Source organism: Kineosporia sp. A_224 (assembly GCF_002198655.1).
Lineage (GTDB): Bacteria > Actinomycetota > Actinomycetes > Actinomycetales > Kineosporiaceae > R-H-3.
The window spans coordinates 1-15,456 of sequence record NZ_MWLN01000056.1 but is presented as its reverse complement, the minus strand read 5'-3'; the positions used below and the strand labels follow the sequence as shown (position 1 = coordinate 15,456).

At 73.9% G+C, this 15,456-nt stretch carries 14 protein-coding genes; 12 read left to right on the top strand and 2 right to left on the bottom strand.

Translation table 11 applies throughout. From position 1 onward, the window contains the following. The 4 genes from EDJALFJO_RS04695 to EDJALFJO_RS04680 all read left to right on the top strand — a co-directional run. Nucleotides 1–1,612 (top strand): NAD(P)/FAD-dependent oxidoreductase (locus tag EDJALFJO_RS04695; protein WP_233149682.1); only part of this gene is annotated, 1,612 nt, incomplete at its 5' end. A gap of 9 nt (nucleotides 1,613–1,621) precedes the next feature. Continuing rightward, nucleotides 1,622–2,608 carry a hypothetical protein gene (locus tag EDJALFJO_RS04690; protein WP_198950001.1) on the top strand — a complete coding sequence of 329 codons (987 nt, stop codon included), beginning with the start codon at nucleotides 1,622–1,624 and terminating at the stop codon, nucleotides 2,606–2,608. Further along, nucleotides 2,605–3,969, top strand: coding sequence for an adenylosuccinate lyase family protein (locus tag EDJALFJO_RS04685; protein WP_088282710.1), 1,365 nt, complete (start codon nucleotides 2,605–2,607; stop codon nucleotides 3,967–3,969). Before EDJALFJO_RS04690 ends, EDJALFJO_RS04685 begins: the two co-directional genes overlap by 4 nt. Next, entirely contained in the window at nucleotides 3,966–4,940 is a 975-nt protein-coding gene (locus EDJALFJO_RS04680) for a 1-aminocyclopropane-1-carboxylate deaminase/D-cysteine desulfhydrase (RefSeq protein WP_198950000.1), read from the top strand. The genes EDJALFJO_RS04685 and EDJALFJO_RS04680 overlap by 4 nt, the downstream gene beginning before the upstream one ends. A 214-nt stretch (nucleotides 4,941–5,154) precedes the next feature. Here EDJALFJO_RS04680 and EDJALFJO_RS04675 read toward each other — a convergent pair whose 3' ends face one another. Then, nucleotides 5,155–5,721: a dihydrofolate reductase family protein gene (locus EDJALFJO_RS04675; protein ID WP_198949999.1), complete on the bottom strand. Its 567-nt coding sequence runs from the start codon at nucleotides 5,719–5,721 to the stop codon at nucleotides 5,155–5,157. Nucleotides 5,722–5,878: 157 nt separating this feature from the next. Here EDJALFJO_RS04675 and EDJALFJO_RS04670 point away from each other — a divergent pair, with 157 nt between their 5' ends. Beyond that, the gene (locus tag EDJALFJO_RS04670) at nucleotides 5,879–6,853 is read left to right on the top strand and encodes an RNA polymerase subunit sigma-70 (protein WP_233149681.1); all 975 of its coding nucleotides are present in this window, start codon (nucleotides 5,879–5,881) and stop codon (nucleotides 6,851–6,853) included. 8 nt (nucleotides 6,854–6,861) lie between these two features. Here the strand turns inward: EDJALFJO_RS04670 and EDJALFJO_RS04665 are convergent, their stop codons facing one another. Then, nucleotides 6,862–7,716, bottom strand: coding sequence for a phosphosulfolactate synthase (locus EDJALFJO_RS04665; protein WP_198949998.1), 855 nt, complete (start codon nucleotides 7,714–7,716; stop codon nucleotides 6,862–6,864). Between the two features lie 239 nt (nucleotides 7,717–7,955). Here EDJALFJO_RS04665 and EDJALFJO_RS04660 point away from each other — a divergent pair, with 239 nt between their 5' ends. From EDJALFJO_RS04660 to EDJALFJO_RS04625, 7 genes are all read left to right on the top strand, one after another. Beyond that, nucleotides 7,956–9,065 carry a cobalamin-independent methionine synthase II family protein gene (locus EDJALFJO_RS04660; RefSeq protein ID WP_088282708.1) on the top strand — a complete coding sequence of 370 codons (1,110 nt, stop codon included), beginning with the start codon at nucleotides 7,956–7,958 and terminating at the stop codon, nucleotides 9,063–9,065. A gap of 381 nt (nucleotides 9,066–9,446) precedes the next feature. Further along, the gene (locus EDJALFJO_RS04650; protein ID WP_088282714.1) at nucleotides 9,447–10,754 is read left to right on the top strand and encodes an FAD-dependent oxidoreductase; all 1,308 of its coding nucleotides are present in this window, start codon (nucleotides 9,447–9,449) and stop codon (nucleotides 10,752–10,754) included. Further along, nucleotides 10,751–11,521: an SDR family NAD(P)-dependent oxidoreductase gene (locus EDJALFJO_RS04645; protein ID WP_088282704.1), complete on the top strand. Its 771-nt coding sequence runs from the start codon at nucleotides 10,751–10,753 to the stop codon at nucleotides 11,519–11,521. The genes EDJALFJO_RS04650 and EDJALFJO_RS04645 overlap by 4 nt, the downstream gene beginning before the upstream one ends. Then, nucleotides 11,518–12,321 (top strand): SDR family NAD(P)-dependent oxidoreductase, encoded by an 804-nt coding sequence (locus EDJALFJO_RS04640; RefSeq protein ID WP_088282702.1) that lies wholly within the window; start codon nucleotides 11,518–11,520, stop codon nucleotides 12,319–12,321. Before EDJALFJO_RS04645 ends, EDJALFJO_RS04640 begins: the two co-directional genes overlap by 4 nt. 28 nt (nucleotides 12,322–12,349) lie before the next feature. Continuing rightward, nucleotides 12,350–13,258 carry a CoA transferase subunit A gene (locus tag EDJALFJO_RS04635; RefSeq protein WP_088282700.1) on the top strand — a complete coding sequence of 303 codons (909 nt, stop codon included), beginning with the start codon at nucleotides 12,350–12,352 and terminating at the stop codon, nucleotides 13,256–13,258. Next, nucleotides 13,255–14,094, top strand: coding sequence for a CoA-transferase subunit beta (locus tag EDJALFJO_RS04630; protein WP_088282698.1), 840 nt, complete (start codon nucleotides 13,255–13,257; stop codon nucleotides 14,092–14,094). Before EDJALFJO_RS04635 ends, EDJALFJO_RS04630 begins: the two co-directional genes overlap by 4 nt. Nucleotides 14,095–14,096: 2 nt before the next feature. Beyond that, on the top strand, nucleotides 14,097–15,456 hold a 1,360-nt coding region (locus EDJALFJO_RS04625; RefSeq protein ID WP_198949997.1), incomplete at its 3' end, for a CoA-binding protein.

Below are 15,456 nucleotides of genomic sequence, written 5' to 3'. Positions count from 1 at the left end.
CCCCCGCCCCCGCAGCTCCCGAGAAGGGTTGACCACCATGGACATCCGCGACGAGCACCCGAACCTCGCCGAGTGGAACCACCTCATCGAGGCCAGCCTGAGCGACCCGGACTCCGAACCGATCCTCAACCTCGAGCGCGACGAGGACCCGGAGTACGACGCCGTGTTCGTCGGCGGCGGCGCCGGCGGCCGGTTCGGCGCGGCGTACATGAAGGCGATGGGCGGGCGGCCGCTCATCATCGACGCCTGGCCGTTCCTCGGCGGCTCCTGCCCGCACCAGGCGTGCGTCCCGCACCACCTCTTCTCGGAGGCGGCCGAGGAGCTCGACCGGATGCGCTGGTTCTCCGACGAGCTCTTCTTCCCGAAGTTCGACGCCTCCCGGGCGAGCATCCTCGGCCTCGTCAAGCTCTTCCTCGCCGGCCGCGGCAGCGCCCACGCGTTCATGAACTGGCAGACCAAGGAGCAGCTCGAGGTCGAGTACGTGCTCAACGCCCGGGCGACCATCGTGGACAAGAACACGGTGACGGCCGCCGGCCGCACGTTCCGGGCGAAGAACCTCGTCCTCGGCATGGGCGCCCGGCCGGTCTGGCCCGACATCCCCGGCCTCGACCTCGCGGGCGTCTACGACTTCGTCTCGCTCGTCGAGGAGCTCGACTACGAACCGACCCGCTGCGTCATCATCGGCGGCAGCAAGGTCGCCATGGAGTACGGCTCGTTCTTCCACGCGACGGGCTGCGACACGACGATCGTCTCCCGTTCGCAGCTCATGCGGACCAAGAGCCTGCACCACGTCGACGAGGACCTGCGCCAGTACGTCGTCGGCGGGATGCGCCTGCGCGGCATGGAGATCCTCGAGGGCGCGCACCCGGTGCGGGTCAACGGCACCGACGGGCGCGCGACGAGCGTCACGGTGCGCCTGGCGGACGGCACCGAGACCGACCTGCCGTGCGACATGGTCTACATGGGCACCGGCGAGCGGCCCAGCCTCAACGGGGCCGACGAGATCCTCGGCGTCGAGGTCTCCGACACCGGGCGGATCGTCGTCAACAAGCGGATGCAGACCGGCGTCCCCGGGGTCTACGCGATCGGCGACATGATCGACGGCCCGATGGAGATGTTCAAGGCCCGCAAGAGCGGCGTCACCGCGGCCCGGAACATCATGGGCGAGGACCTCGAGTTCGACTTCAGCGAGTACCCCGACTTCCTCCACACCACCTATGAGGTGACGTGGGTCGGGCTCACCGAGGCCGAGGCGCGCGAGAAGTTCGAGGACGTCGTCATCATCCAGATGCCGCCCACGGTCAAGGGTCTGGACACCCCGAACCTCCCGCTGCCGTGCGCCGAGGGCACGATGCTCTACGCCTTCAGCAAGCCGGAGCTGTCCGGCTTCCAGAAGCTCGTCGTCGACGGCGCCAGCCGCAAGGTCGTCGGGGCGCACCACGTCGGCTACGGCGCGAAGGACGCCTTCCAGTACCTCGACCACCTCATCCACCGGCCCGAGGGCCTCACCGTCGACGCGCTCGGCTGGATGAACGAGCTGTTCCTCAACCCGGAGCACTTCGTCCAGCTGTCCCGGCTGCGCGCCGGCAGCGCGGAGCTCCGGAACCTGTAGGCGGCCGCCGTGATCCCGCTGCCGGTCCCGAACACCCGGGCGCACCCGTACCGCGGGCTGTCCGTGCAGGAGGTCGACGTCCCGCTCGACGAGCGGTCGGTCCTCGCCTACCTCCAGGGCCGCGAGGTCTACCGCCGCACGGACTTCCTCGCGCTGCGCAACGGTGGCGCGACGGTGCTCGTCGCCGTCCGCAAGGAGAGCGTCGAGCCGCTCTTCTCGCCCGTCGTCGAGGCCCGCGTGCTCGCGGGCGTCGACGAGACGGCGTGGGTCGAGTCCCCCGAGACGGACGTCGGCAACGCGACGGCCCTCGCGGCCGCCGCCGTCCCGGGGGCGCGGGTGACCGTCGTCCTCGGCCGGTTCCAGCACGTGAACTTCCTCTGGGAGCCCGCCCCGATCCGGGTCCGGGTCACCGAGGTCGTGCCGCCGCACCCGCCGAAGCTGTTCCTCCAGGCGCAGCAGGTCGTCGCGTACGACGAGGACCTGCCCCCGGTCGAGCTCGTCCTCGACGCGGTCGACGTCCACGACCTCGCGGCGGCGAACCCGGCGGCCGGGTACCTGCTGCCCTGCCGCGGCTCGGGCACCGACCTCGGTGCGCCCGTCGAGTTCCTCGACACCCGGCCCCCGGAGCGGCACGACTGGACGCTCATCGGGTGCGAGCGGTCGGTGCAGTTCCACCGGCACTTCTACGGCGACGAGCCGCCCCGGGTGGACCTGTGCCCGCGCAAGCGGGTCGAGGCGGGGCGCGCCGACGGTGGTGCTGACGGTCCTGCGAACGGCAACGGTGCGCGGACGCCGTCCGCCGAGCACGGCGTGACGCTCACGAAGTGCTGCCTCATCGAGCGCGGGCTCGAGGTCGACGGCGACATGGCCGTCGTGCCGTGGGGCACGACGCTCGACGAGATCCGGGACGGGCTGCGCGCGATGCTCCTGCCGCTCGCCCCGGAGGCGGTGCAGGGGCTCTCGCCGTCGGTCGCCCGGATCGAGGCGCCCGGGTGACGGCGCTGCCGCCGGACTCGGTCGTCTACCGGCACCTGTGGTCGACGCCGGAGCTCCGGGCGCTCTTCGACGACGAGGGCCGCACCCAGCGCTGGCTCGACATCCTGGCCGGGCTGGCCGAGGCGCAGGCCGGGCTCGGCGTCGTCCCGGCGGAGGCGGCCGCGGCGATCCGGGCGCACGCGGACGTCACGCTGCTCGACCTCGAGCAGGTCGCCGCGGGCACCCGCGCCACCGGGCACTCGACGCTCGGGCTGATCCGGTGCCTGCGCGAGCTGCTCCCGGCGGAGGCGGCCGAGTGGGTCTACTACGGCGCGACGGTCCAGGACGTCACCGACACCTGGTTCGCGCTCGTCATGCGCGACGTGCTCGACGTCGTCGAGCGGGACGTGACCCGTTGCCGCGCAGCCGCTCTCGACCTCGCACGCCGGCACCGTGGCACGGTGATGAGCGGGCGGACGCACGGCCAGCCCGGGCTGCCGGTGACGTTCGGGTACAAGGCGGCCGTCTGGGCGTCCGAGCTGGGGCGGCACCTCGAGCGGGTCGCCCAGGCGCGGCCCCGGCTCGAGGTCGTGCAGCTCGGCGGCGCGCTCGGCACGCTCGAGTTCTGGGGGGACGACGCGCTGCCGCTGCTCGACGCGTTCGCCGCCCGGCTCGGGCTCGGCGTCCCCGAGCTGCCGTGGATCACGGCGCGGGACCGGGTCGCCGAGTTCGCGACCCTGCTCGCGATGGTGACCGGGACGCTCTCGAAGATCGGCAACGAGATCTTCGAGCTCCAGCGGCCCGAGCTCGGCGAGGTCGCGGAGCCGTTCACCCCCGGCCAGGTCGGCAGCATCACCATGCCGCACAAGCGCAACCCCGAGCTCGCCGAGCACCTCGACACCCTCGGCCGCGTCGTCCGGGCCAACGCGGGCACGGCGCTGGAAGGCATGGTCGCGCTCCACGAGCGGGACGGCCGCGGCTGGAAGACCGAGTGGCTCGTGCTGCCGGAGAGCAGCCTGCTCACCGGCGCCGCGCTCGGCTTCGCCGCCAAGCTTCTCGAGGGGCTCCAGGTCGACGCCGCACGGATGCGCGCCAACCTCGACGCGCAGCGCGGCTACCCGATGTCCGAGCCGGTCATGCGCCGCCTCGCCGACCGGGTCGGCAAGCACGTCGCCCACGAGACGGTCTACGCCGCGACGATGAAGGGTGTCGAGCGCGGCGTCGACCTGCGGACGGCGCTCACGGACGCCGGCATCGTCGGGCCGGACGGCCTCACCGCCGACGAGCTCGACGCCGCCCTCGACCCGGTCAACGCGCTCGGTGCCGCGACGGCGTTCGTCGACCGGGTGCTGTCGGCCGGCGGAGCGGCGGAGACGGCGTGAGCGGGGGGCTGCTCGACGTCCCGCGGGTGCGCCTGGGCACCCTGCCCACTCCCCTGCAGCCGGCCACGCGGCTCTCCGACGCGCTCGGCGTCGAGGTCTGGCTCAAGCGCGACGACCTCACGGGACTCGGCCTGGGCGGCAACAAGGTCCGCGGCCTGGAGTACCTGCTCGCCGACGCTCTCGCGCAGGGCGCCGACTGCCTCGTCACCGGTGGCGGGCCGCAGTCGAACTGGGCGATGCTCGCGGCGCTGGCCGCTCGGACCCGCGGTCTCGACACCACGCTCGTGACGTTCGGGACGCCACCGGCCCAGGGCCCGGTCGGCAACCACGCCCTCGCCGTCCTGGCCGGGGCGACGCTGCACTTCACCGGCGACGACGACCGGTCCTCGGTCGACCGGGGCGTCGACGCCGTGTGCGCCGACCTGCGCGCGCAGGGCCGCCGGCCGTACGGCGTGCACCGCGGCGGAGCGACCGGCGTCGGCGCCCTCGGGTACGTCGCCGCCGGGCTCGAGCTGGCGGAACAGATGCAGGAGAACGGTTTCCGGCCGCGGTCGCTGTGGCTGGCCACCGGCTCCTGCGGAACCCATGCGGGCCTGTCCGCCGCGCGCGTCTGGCTGCGGCCCTCGTACGACGTCGTCGGCGTCACGGTCAGCCGGCCGGCCGACGAGTGCCGCGAGCGGGTGCGCCGGATCGCCGACGACGCCGCCGCGATCCTCGGCACCCCGGCGCAGCCCGGCCCGCCCACGGTGCTCGACGGGTTCCTCGGTGCGGCCAAGGGCCGCCGCTCCCCCGCCGGCGACGAGGCGGCGTCGCTCGTCGCCCGGACCGAGGGCGTCTTCCTCGACCCGGTGTTCGCCGCGAAGGCGATGGCCGGGCTCATGGCGTCGGTCCGCGGCGACACCGACGTCTCCGTGGCGAGCCCGGTGGTCTTCCTCGTGACCGGCGGGGCGCCGACGCTCTTCACGGCCTGAGCGCGGTACGGCTGCAGGCGGTGCGGCACGGCGAGCCCGGGCGAGCGCTCGTCCTCTGGCGGCACACGCACGCTATCCAGCACCCCCGCACGTCCTCTGGTCCACGAAGTACCCCAAGAGGCAGTTTTAGTGTGCTTCCTTCACCAGAGGACGAGCACGCCTGAGGGGTGAGGTGCGTCAGACGCCAGAGGACGACGGGTGGACGTCGGGCGGGTCAGCGCCCCGGGCGCCGGTAGCGCAGCAGCGCGCCGGAGCCGCTCTGCTCGACGGACGCCAGGTCGAGGTCGTCGGCGCCGGCCGGTCCGGTGAAGAGCCGCCGGCCGGTGCCCAGCACAGTGGGCAGCACGACGACGCGGAACTCGTCGACCAGGTCGCGGGCGGTGAGCTCGTGGACGATCCCGACGCTGCCGATGACGACGACGTCCCGCTCCGAACGCAGCCGCTGCACGCCGTCGACGAGGTCACCGTCCAGGAGCGTCGAGTTCTCCCAGGCGCTCACGTCGCCGAGGGAGCGGGACACGACGACCTTGCGGGCGGCGTTCATCCGCGCGGAGAAGTCGTCGCTGCGAGCCGGCCACCGTCGGGAGAAGACCTCCCACGTCACCCGCCCGAACAGCAGGGCACCGGTGTCGAGGATCGTGCCGAGCCGGAACTTGTCCCCGGCCAGGGTCTCGGGGCCGTACCGGTAGAGCCAGCCGCCGCCCGGCGTCCCGCCGGCGCCGTCCGGGTCCTCGACGAAGCCGTCGAGCGTGGCGTAGTGGATGGCGATGACACGGTGCACCGTGGACTCCTCCCGGCCGGTGGTCCGGCCGCTCGCATGCTGTCGCAGGTACCTACCGGCGAGGGGGCGCAGACTCATCGGTCGCCCGGGGATACCGTCGACGACGTCTCGCCCGCCGGGCGGGACCGGCGCGGACGGCGAGGGGCGGGGAGCGCGGGTGGTGGAGGTCGGCGGTACGGACGTGGGCGCCGCCCTCGAGGCGCACCGCCGCGAGCTCGTCGTGCACTGCTACCGGATGCTCGGCTCGGTGCACGACGCCGAGGACCTCGCGCAGGAGACGCTCGTCCGGGCCTGGACGGCGCGCGACCGGTACGACGAGGGCCGGGCGTCCCTGCGCACCTGGCTCTACCGGATCGCGACGAACGCCTGTCTCACAGCCCTGGAGAGCAGGTCGCGCCGACCGCTGCCGTCGGGCCTCGGCCCCCCGGGCACGGATCCCGACGTGGCGCTCACCCCCGACCTCGAGGTGCCCTGGCTGCAGCCTGTCCCGGCCCGCCTGCTCGACCTCGGCACCGACCCGCAGGCCCGTGCGGCGGAGCGGGACAGCGTGCGCCTCGCGCTCGTCGCGGCCCTGCAGCTGCTGCCGGCCCGGCAGCGCGCCGTGCTCCTGCTGCGCGACGTCCTGGAGTTCGCCGCCGCCGAGGTCGCCGGGCAGCTGGGGACGACCGTCGCCGGCGTGAACAGCGCCCTGCAGCGGGCCCGCGCGACGCTGGCGGCGGCGCTGCCCGCCGAGGCCGGGCTGCGCGCCCCGGACGACCCGGCGGTCGCGGCCACCGTCGAGCGGTTCGTCGCCGCGTTCGAGGCGGCGGACGTCGCGGCGATCGTCGCACTGCTCACGGACGACGTCGTGCTGGAGATGCCCCCGGTCCCGCTGTGGTTCGCCGGCCGTACGGACTACGGGCGCTTCATGGAGCGGGTGTTCCGCATCCGCGGGACCGGGTGGCGGTGCGTGCCGACGACCGCGAACGGGCAGCCGGCGCTCGTCGCCTACTGCCCGGACACCGACGGGGTGCTTCGGCTGCACACCCTCCAGGTGCTCACGGTCCGGACGGACGGGATCGCCCGCAACGTCGTGTTCCAGGACCCCGCGGTCTTCGCCCTGTTCGCGCTGCCACCGGTTCTCGAGGGCTGATCAGCCGTTCAGGGGTGCGCGTGCGCCGTCCCGAGATGGCCGAGCGGGACCGGCGTGGGGGCGGGCGCCGGCGCGGGCAGGCACGCGTGCGGCCCGTCCTCGGGCAGCAGGTCGAGGGTGTCCGAGCGCAGGCCGAGACGCAGCGTCTCCAGGGCGACGACCTCGTCGGCCGGGATGTTGCCGAGGTTCGCGACGGCGCCGAGCCGGCGGACGAACCAGGCCTGCTGGTCCTTGCGGGGGGCCTCGAAGATGACCTTCGCCGCCGGCAGGTTGCCGACGATCGCCTCGACGAGCTCGGTGCGGACCTCGCCGTTCGGTGTGTAGAGCCCGACGGTGCCGCTCTCGCGGGCCTCCGCGATGAGGATCGAGGCACCGGCCTCGAGGTCGCCGGTCATCTCCTCGACCCAGTCGTCCGCGACGACGTCGACCCGGGGGTTCTTCGACCCGCACTCGGAGAGCACCGTGAAGTCCTGGGAGAGCCGGCGGATGAGCTCGCGCTTGCGGCTGGTCTCCATGCCGAAGGCACCGTTCGACACCTCGACGTGGGTGAGCCCGAGCCGCTGCAGCCAGCGCACGTAGTCCTCGATCCGGCCCTGGTGGTCGCAGATCTCCAGCAGGGTGCCGCCCGGGCACATCCGGATCCCGTTCGCCTTGCAGAGCGCCACTTTCGCCTTGACGCCGTCGGTGACGTACGCCGTCCCCCAGCCGAGCTTGACGAAGTCGATGTGGTCGCCCGCCGTCTGGACGAGCGACTCCAGCCCGACGTACGACAGGCCCTTGTCGAGAACGTGCGTGAGGCCCTCCGCGCGTGGTTTCACCGAGCGGGGCGGGAGGCTGAGGAAGCCCGGACCGATCTGCGACACGGAGGCCTCCTCGGCACGACGGCGGGCAGCGGGTCTGCGGAGTATCGCGCCGGGGCCCGCGGCGCCGATGTGGCCTCGCAGGACGAATTCCTTGACGGACTCTGTCCTGTGCGCACGCGGATTCCGCGGCGGCGGCGGGACTAGCGTCCAGCCGACGATCAGCTGTGACCTGGCGCACATCAGCGTGCGGCAGGCGCAGACCAAGGGCCGGCAGCGTCGCCGAGACCGAGGAGAAGCACATGCGTGTCGGAGACAAGGAGATCCTCATCCCGACCTCCATGGTCGGGAACTACCCGAACCCCCGGTGGTGGGACGCCGGGCCGGTCCGTGACTGGGCCGGCGACCAGGAGCCGCCGGACGCGTTCATCCGCGAGGCGTTCCAGGACGCGATGCAGGCGATCGTCCACGACCAGGAGTCGGCGGGCCTCGACATCATCACGGACGGCCGCCTCCACGGCGACAACTACGCCGACCAGGCCGTCTACTACTACTTCAAGCGGCTCGGCTACGACCTCAAGGGCGGCCACCTCGGCTTCCCGATCTACAGCCGTCTCCACGCCGGCACGCTGCACGGCGAGCTCAAGCGTCGCGGCGCGATCATGGTCGAGCAGGCGAAGGCGCTGAAGAAGGCCACCGGCAAGGCGACGAAGGTCCAGTACACGGGTGTCCAGGTGCTCGCCCAGTGCACCAACGACCTCTACTACGACAACCCGCGCGACCGCGCGATGGACCTCGCCGCGGCGATGAACGAGGACATCCTCGAGGTCGACGCCCTCGGCGTGGACTTCATCCAGCTCGACGAGTTCACGTGGCCGTACTTCTACGAGGACTGGGCGATCGAGGCGTTCAACCGCGCCGTCCAGGGCGTGCAGAACGCGCAGATCATCGTCCACATCTGCTGGGGCAACTGGGGCGGCACGCCGGCCTACTACCCCGACGAGACGGCCCAGGCCGGCGAGGTCTTCGACCTCACCGCCCGTAAGGGCGAGGCGCCGTCCGCGACGGCGTCCGTCATCCCGAAGTCCTACGAGGCGAAGTTCGACGTCCTCAACCTGGAGAACTGCGGCCGTCGCTCCGACGACCTCTCCGGTCTCGACGTCATCAAGAACCACCCGCTGCCGGACAACGTGAACTTCTGGGCCGGGGTCATCGACGTGAAGTCGACGATCACCGAGACCGCCGAGGAGGTCTGCGACCGCATCATGCGCCTGGCCGAGTACATCGACCCGGACAAGCTCGGCGTGACCACCGACTGCGGCCTCATCCTGCTCCAGCGCTACATCGCCGTCGACAAGCTGCACGCCCTCGCGGCGGGCACCGAGATGGCGCGCAAGAAGCTGCGCGGCTGACCGTCGTGCCCGTCTGGGAGCTCCTGTGCCCGGACTGCGGGCACACGTTCCGGTCCCTCGTCATGGAGGGTGCCCGGGTCCCGGCGGTCTGGGTCTGCTCGGCGTGCGGGAGCCGCCGGGCAGGCCCGGCGTCGGTCGAGGCGACCGACCCGTTCACGAACCGCCCCGGCGGGTCGGGATGCGGGTGCGGCTGCGGCTGACCGGCACCAGGGTGCCGACGCACCACCGAAGGCTCCACCCGCTGCGGCGGGCGTCCCCAGGGACGCCCGCCGCAGTCACTTTGCGTCCCGGAATGCCCTGTCCCCGAACGCCAAAGACGGGCCGGACCTTGGGCGGTGGAGGACATGGCCCGCCCCGGACGGCGCACCTAGCGTGGCGGTCATGTCCAGGCGCCTGGTGGTCATCGGTGGCGGGGCCGCAGGCATGTCCGCGGCCTCCGCGGCCCGGCGCACCGACCCCACGCTCGACGTCGTCGTCCTCGAGGCGACCGGTCACGTCGCGTACGGGCTGTGCGGCATCCCCTACTACCTCGCGGGCGTCGTGCCGAAGGCCGACGACCTGCTCGCCTACCCCGCGAACCACTTCGCGACGGCACGCGGGATCGACGTCCGGTTCCACGCCCGGGCCGTCGAGGTCGACGCATCGGGCGGCTGGGTGACCTACCGGCACGAGGGCCGCACCCACCGGATCTCCTTCTCGGCGCTCGTCGTCACCGCCGGCGCGGCCCCGGCCGCGGTGACGCTGCCCGGTGTCGAGGCCGGCCGGGTGTTCACGATCCGCACCCTCGAGGACGCCATCGCCCTGCGCAGCCTGCTCGACGCCGGCCGGATCGGCCGTGCGCTCGTCGTCGGCGCCGGCTACATCGGGCTCGAGATGGCCGAGGCCCTCGCCGAGCGCGGCTGCCCCGTGACCGTCGTCGAGCGGCTCGACCGGGTGCTGCCCAACCTCGACGCCGAGATGGCCGCGCACGTCGAGGCGCACGTCCGCGAGCACGTCGACCTGCGCCTGGGCACCGACGCCGCCGACGCCTGCGACCCCGTGCCGGACCTCGCGGTGCTGTCGGTCGGCGTCCGGCCCGCGACGACGGTGCTCTCCGCGGCGGGCGCCCGCACCGGCCCCGCGGGCGCCCTGCTCGTCGACGACCGGATGCGGACGAGCCTGGACGGCGTCTGGGCCGCCGGGGACTGCGTGGCCCCGATGCACCTCGTCACCGGGCAGCCGGCGTTCGTGCCGCTCGGCACGACCGCGAACAAGACCGGACGGGTGGCGGGCACGGTGGCGGCGGGCGGCGACGCGTCGTTCGGCGGCATCGTCGGCACCGCCGTCGTCAAGGTGTTCGACCTCGAGGTGGCCCGCACCGGGCTCACCCTCGACGAGGCCCTGGCCGCCGGCTTCGGCGCGCACGCCACCGACGTCGTCCACCGCTCGCGGGCCAAGTACTACCCCGGCTCCGAGGAGCTCCACGTCCGACTCGTCCACGGTGACGGCGGCCGGCTCCTCGGCGCCCAGCTCGTGGGGCGAGAGGGTGCGGCGAAGCGGATCGACGTCGTCGCGACCGCGCTGCACGCCGGCTTCACCGTGCAGGACCTCGCGCGGCTCGACCTGTCCTACGCGCCGCCGTTCTCCCCCGTCTACGACCCGCTCCTCGTCGCGGCGCAGGCCGCCGAGCGCACCCTGGAGGCGGTATGAGCACCGGCACCACCGACACGTCGGAAGCCGCTGCCCCGCAACGGGTCGCGATCGTCACCGGCGGCGCCTCCGGGATCGGCCGGGCGTCGTGCGCCCGGCTGCTCGCCGACGGGTTCACGCTCGCGGTCTGCGACCTCACGGCAGAAGGAGCGGTCGGGGTCGCCGGGCCTGGCGGCCTCGGCCGCGCCGTGGACGTCGCCGACGCACCCGCCGTCGAGGCCTTCGTCGCCGAGGTCGTGGCGACCTACGGCCGGGTCGACGTGCTCGTCAACAACGCGGGCATCGCGGGCGACCGGACCGCCACCGTGCTGCACACGACACCGGTCGAGGAGTGGGACCGGGTGCTCGCGACGAACGTCCGCGGGCCGTACCTGTTCGCCCGCAGCGTCCTGCCGGTGATGATCGAGCAGGGCGGCGGCCACGTCATCACGATCGCCTCCGTCGCCGGGCAGGTCGCGTTCCCCGGTCGCAGCGCCTACACGACCTCCAAGGGCGCGGCGCTCATGCTCGCGAAGTCCATCGCCGTCGACTACGCCGCCCACGGGATCCGCAGCAACGCGGTCTGCCCGGGGATGGCGCTGACGGGGATGACCAAGTGGCGGCTCGACGTCCCGGAGCTCCGGGACGCGGTCGAGTCGCGGATCCCGCTCGGCCGGGTCGCCGACGCCGACGACGTCGCCGACCTGGTGTCCCTGCTCGCATCTGACCGCATCGGCTACATGACCGGCTCCGCGCTGGTCATCGACGGAGGGTACACAGCGCTGTGACCACCAACGACTCCCCCACCACCGGCAGCACGTCCACCGGCCGGCTCGCCGGCAAGGTCGCCATCATCACCGGCGGCGGCTCCGGCATCGGCCGCGCCTCGGCCCTGCGCTTCGCCGCCGAGGGCGCCGCCGTCGGCGTCCTCGACCGGGACGGCGAGGCCGCGGCAGGCACCGTCAAGCTCGTCGAGGCCGAGGGCGGGCGCGCCCTCGCGGTCACCGCGGACGTCGCGAAGGCCGCCGAGGTCGACGCCGCCGTCGACGCCGTCGCCGCGCACTTCGGCGGCCTGCACGTGCTCTACAACAACGCCGGCGTGGACTCGCGCGGGTCGGTCGCCGTCGCCGAGGAGGACGACTGGGACCGCTCGTTCAACGTCAACGCCAAGGGCACCTTCCTCGTCTCCAGGGCTGCGCTGCGGCACATGGAGAAGGGGTCGTCGATCATCAACCAGGGCTCGGTCGCGGCGCTCGTCGGCGTCATGAACTTCGCCGCGTACTGCGCGGCGAAGGGCGCCGTCGTCGCGCTGACCCGCTCGATGGCCGTCGACCTCGCGGCCCGCGGCGTCCGGGTGAACGTCATCTGCCCCGGCACCGTCTACACCCCGCTCATGGAGCCGATGCTCGCCGCCCGCGGTGACGGCGACATGGAGCTCGGGCTGCAGCGCACCCTCGTCAAGTACCCGATCGGCCGGCTCGGCGACGTCACCGACATCGCCAACGTCGCGCTCTTCCTCGCGAGCGACGACGCCGCCTTCATGACCGGCTCGGTCGTCGCTGCCGACGGCGGGATGACGGCGCAGTGATCTCGCAGGGTGACGCGGCGGCACTGCCGTGACGGGGTTCCACCTCGCCGCCGACAAGCGGACGACGCTCGAGGAGGCCGTGGCGCACGTCCAGGACGGCGCCACGGTCGCCCTCGGCGGCGGGCTCGCGGCCCGGCTGCCGATGGCGCTCGTCCGGGCGCTCGTCCGGCAGGGCACCACGGGGCTGCGGGTCGTCGGCTCCGCGCACAGCATCGACGTCGACCTGCTCGTCGGTGCCGGTGCCGTGGCGGTCTGCGAGGAGAGCTACGTCGGCTTCGAGCAGGACCTCGGGCTGGCGCCCGCCTTCCGGCGCGGGGCCGAGAGCGGCAGCCTCGTCGTCCGGGAGAGCTCCTGCGTCACGATGCTCACCCAGCTGCGGGCGGCCGAGATGGGCGTCCCGTTCCTGCCGGTCCGCGGGCTGCTCGGGACCGACCTGCCGACGCTGCACCCCGAGTGGGGCACGGTCACCTGCCCCTTCACGGGCCAGGTGCTCGCCGCCGTCCCGGCCCTGGCCCCGGACGTCGCCCTGCTGCACGCGCCGATCGGTGACGCAGCGGGCAACCTCCACCTCGACCAGCCGTACGTCCTCGACGAGCGGTTCGCGCACGCGTCCCGGGTCGTCGTCGCGAGCGTCGACCGGCTCGTCGACACCGCCGAGGTCGTCGCGGCCGGGGTCACGGTGCCGGCGCACGTCGTCACGGCCGTCGTCGAGGCGCCGTTCGGCGCGCACCCGACGTCCTGCTACCCCGGCTACGCCTACGACCGCCCGCACCTCGCCGAGTACGTCAAGGCCGCGGCGGCCGGCGGCGACGCGTTCGAGGCGTACCTCGACCGCTACGTCCGCGTCGACGAGCAGACCTACCGCGACCTCACGGGGGCCGAGCGGCTCACCGCGTGGTCGGCGTCCGACGAGCAGTGGCAGGAGCTCTTCCGATGAGCACGCAGACCCGCACCGGCACGCAGGGCTGGTCCCTCGACGAGTGGTTCGTCGTCGCGCTGGCCCGCACCGTCGCGGACGGCGAGGTCGTCTTCCACGGCTTCGCCAGCCCCTGCGCGCAGGTCGCCATGCACGTCGCCCGGCGCACCCACGCGCCCGGGTCGATGCTCGTCGAGGGCGCGACGTACGCGGTGAACCCCGAGCCCGCGTTCGTCCCGCCGACGAGCAACGACCTCGCGCTGCACCGCGACGCCGTCTACCGGATGCGGTTCGAGGAGTTCTTCGACGCCGCCTGCCGGGGCGCCGTCGACCGGATGTTCCTGTCCGGCGGGCAGATCGACGCGTACGGCAACACGAACGTCACCGCGATCGGCGGCATGCCGCTCCCGAAGATCAAGCTCGGCGGCGGGGGCGGCGGCGCGAACATCTCCGCGACGATCGGCGCGCTCACCGTGTGGACCACCCGGCACGGCAGCGGGCGCACCCTCGTCGAGGCCGTCGACTTCCTCACCGACCTCGGCCACCGGACGCCGGCCGGCACCCGGGCCGAGCTCGGGCACACCGGCGGCGGGCCGCAGTGGCTCGTCACCGAGCTCGGGGTGCTCGACTACACCGCCGACGGCCGGGCCCGGCTCGTCGCGACGTTCCCCGACGTCACCGTCGCCGAGGTCGAGAAGGCCACCGGGTTCGCGCTGACGGTCGCGGACGAGGTCGGGACCGTCGCCGAGCCCACCCCCGCCGAGCTCGCCGCCGTCCGGGCCGTCGACCCGCTCGGTGTCCGGCGGCTCGAGTTCGGCCCCGCGGACCTGGCGCGGCACTTCGGCCCGGCGGCCTGACCGTGCCGGACGCCGCCGCCGGCGTGCCGCTGCTCGACGCCCTCTTCGCGCCCCGCCGGGTCGCCCTCGTCGGAGCCTCGGACCGGGCCGGCACCCTCGGCGCGCTGCTCGGCCGCAACCTCGCGTCGTTCCCCGGCGAGGTCGTCGCCGTCCGCTCCGGCCAGTCCCTGCGCGACGTCGAGGGCCCGGTCGACCTCGCGGTCGTCGCGGTCCCGGCGGCCGCGGTGCCGGCTGTCGCCGCCGACGCGGCGGCGGCCGGGGTCGCGGCGATGGTCGTGCTCTCGGGCGGCTTCGCCGAGACCGGGCCGGACGGCGCCGCGCTCCAGGCCGCGCTCGTCGCCGCGGCGGCCGGCGGGGCGGACGGCGGGCGCCCGGTCCGCGTCGTCGGGCCGAACTGCTTCGGCGTCCAGAACTGCGACCTCCCGCTCAACGCGTCGATCGCGTCCGGCCTGCCCGCGGGCGGCGGCGGGATCTCGTTCGTCAGCCAGTCCGGTGCCTACGGGATGGCGATCTACGACCTCGCCCACGACGACCACGTCCGCTTCGCGAAGATCTGCGCCCCCGGCAACACGAGCGACGTCAGCGTCACCGAGCTGCTCGACGCCCTCGCCGACGACCCGGCGACCCGGACGCTGTGCTTCCTCCTGGAGTCGCTGCCCGACGGCCGCGCGTTCGTCGAGCGGGCCCGGGCCGTCACGGCGGACAAGCCCGTCGTCGTCCTCAAGACCGGCCGGTCGGCCGCCGGCGCCCGGGCCGCCGCCTCGCACACCGCTGCGCTCGCCTCCCGGGAGGCGGTCTGGCGCGGGGCGTTCCGGCAGGCCGGCGTCGTCGAGGTCACGAGCGGCCAGGAGCTCCTCGACGTCGCCCGGGCCCTCGACGGCCAGCCGCTGCCGCGTGGCGACCGGGTCGCGATCGTGACGAACAGCGGCGGCACCGGGGTCGAGCTCGCAGACCTGCTCGCCGACGAGGGGCTGGTCGTCCCCGAGCTGAGCCCCGCGCTCCAGGAGCAGGTCCGCGCGCTGCTGCCGCCGTACGCGAGCCCGGCGAACCCGGTCGACGTCACCCCGGCGTGGTCGCTCTTCGCGACCGTCTACCCGGCACTCGTCGACCTGCTCGCCCGCTCCGGCGAGGTGGACGCCGTCGTCCCGGTGCTCCTGCAGCGCTCGGCGACCGACCCGGACTGCGTCGAGGGCGTCCGGGCGGCGGTCGAACGGCTGCGCGCGGACGGCGTGGACGTCCCGGTCTACGTCTGCTGGGTCGCCCCCCGCTCGGCCCGCCCGCACGCCGACCTGCTCCAGGCGGCCGGCGTCCCCGTGCTCGACTGGCCGGCCCGGACCGCGCGGGCCGTCGGCCGGGCCCGGG

Excerpts from the sequence above, each read along its gene's own strand:
- EDJALFJO_RS04660 (WP_088282708.1), top strand. The coding sequence starts at position 7,956 with ATGCGTGTCGGAGACAAGGAGATCCTCATCCCGACCTCCATGGTCGGG.
- EDJALFJO_RS04650 (WP_088282714.1), top strand. The coding sequence starts at position 9,447 with ATGTCCAGGCGCCTGGTGGTCATCGGTGGCGGGGCCGCAGGCATGTCC.
- EDJALFJO_RS04645 (WP_088282704.1), top strand. The coding sequence starts at position 10,751 with ATGAGCACCGGCACCACCGACACGTCGGAAGCCGCTGCCCCGCAACGG.
- EDJALFJO_RS04630 (WP_088282698.1), top strand. The coding sequence starts at position 13,255 with ATGAGCACGCAGACCCGCACCGGCACGCAGGGCTGGTCCCTCGACGAG.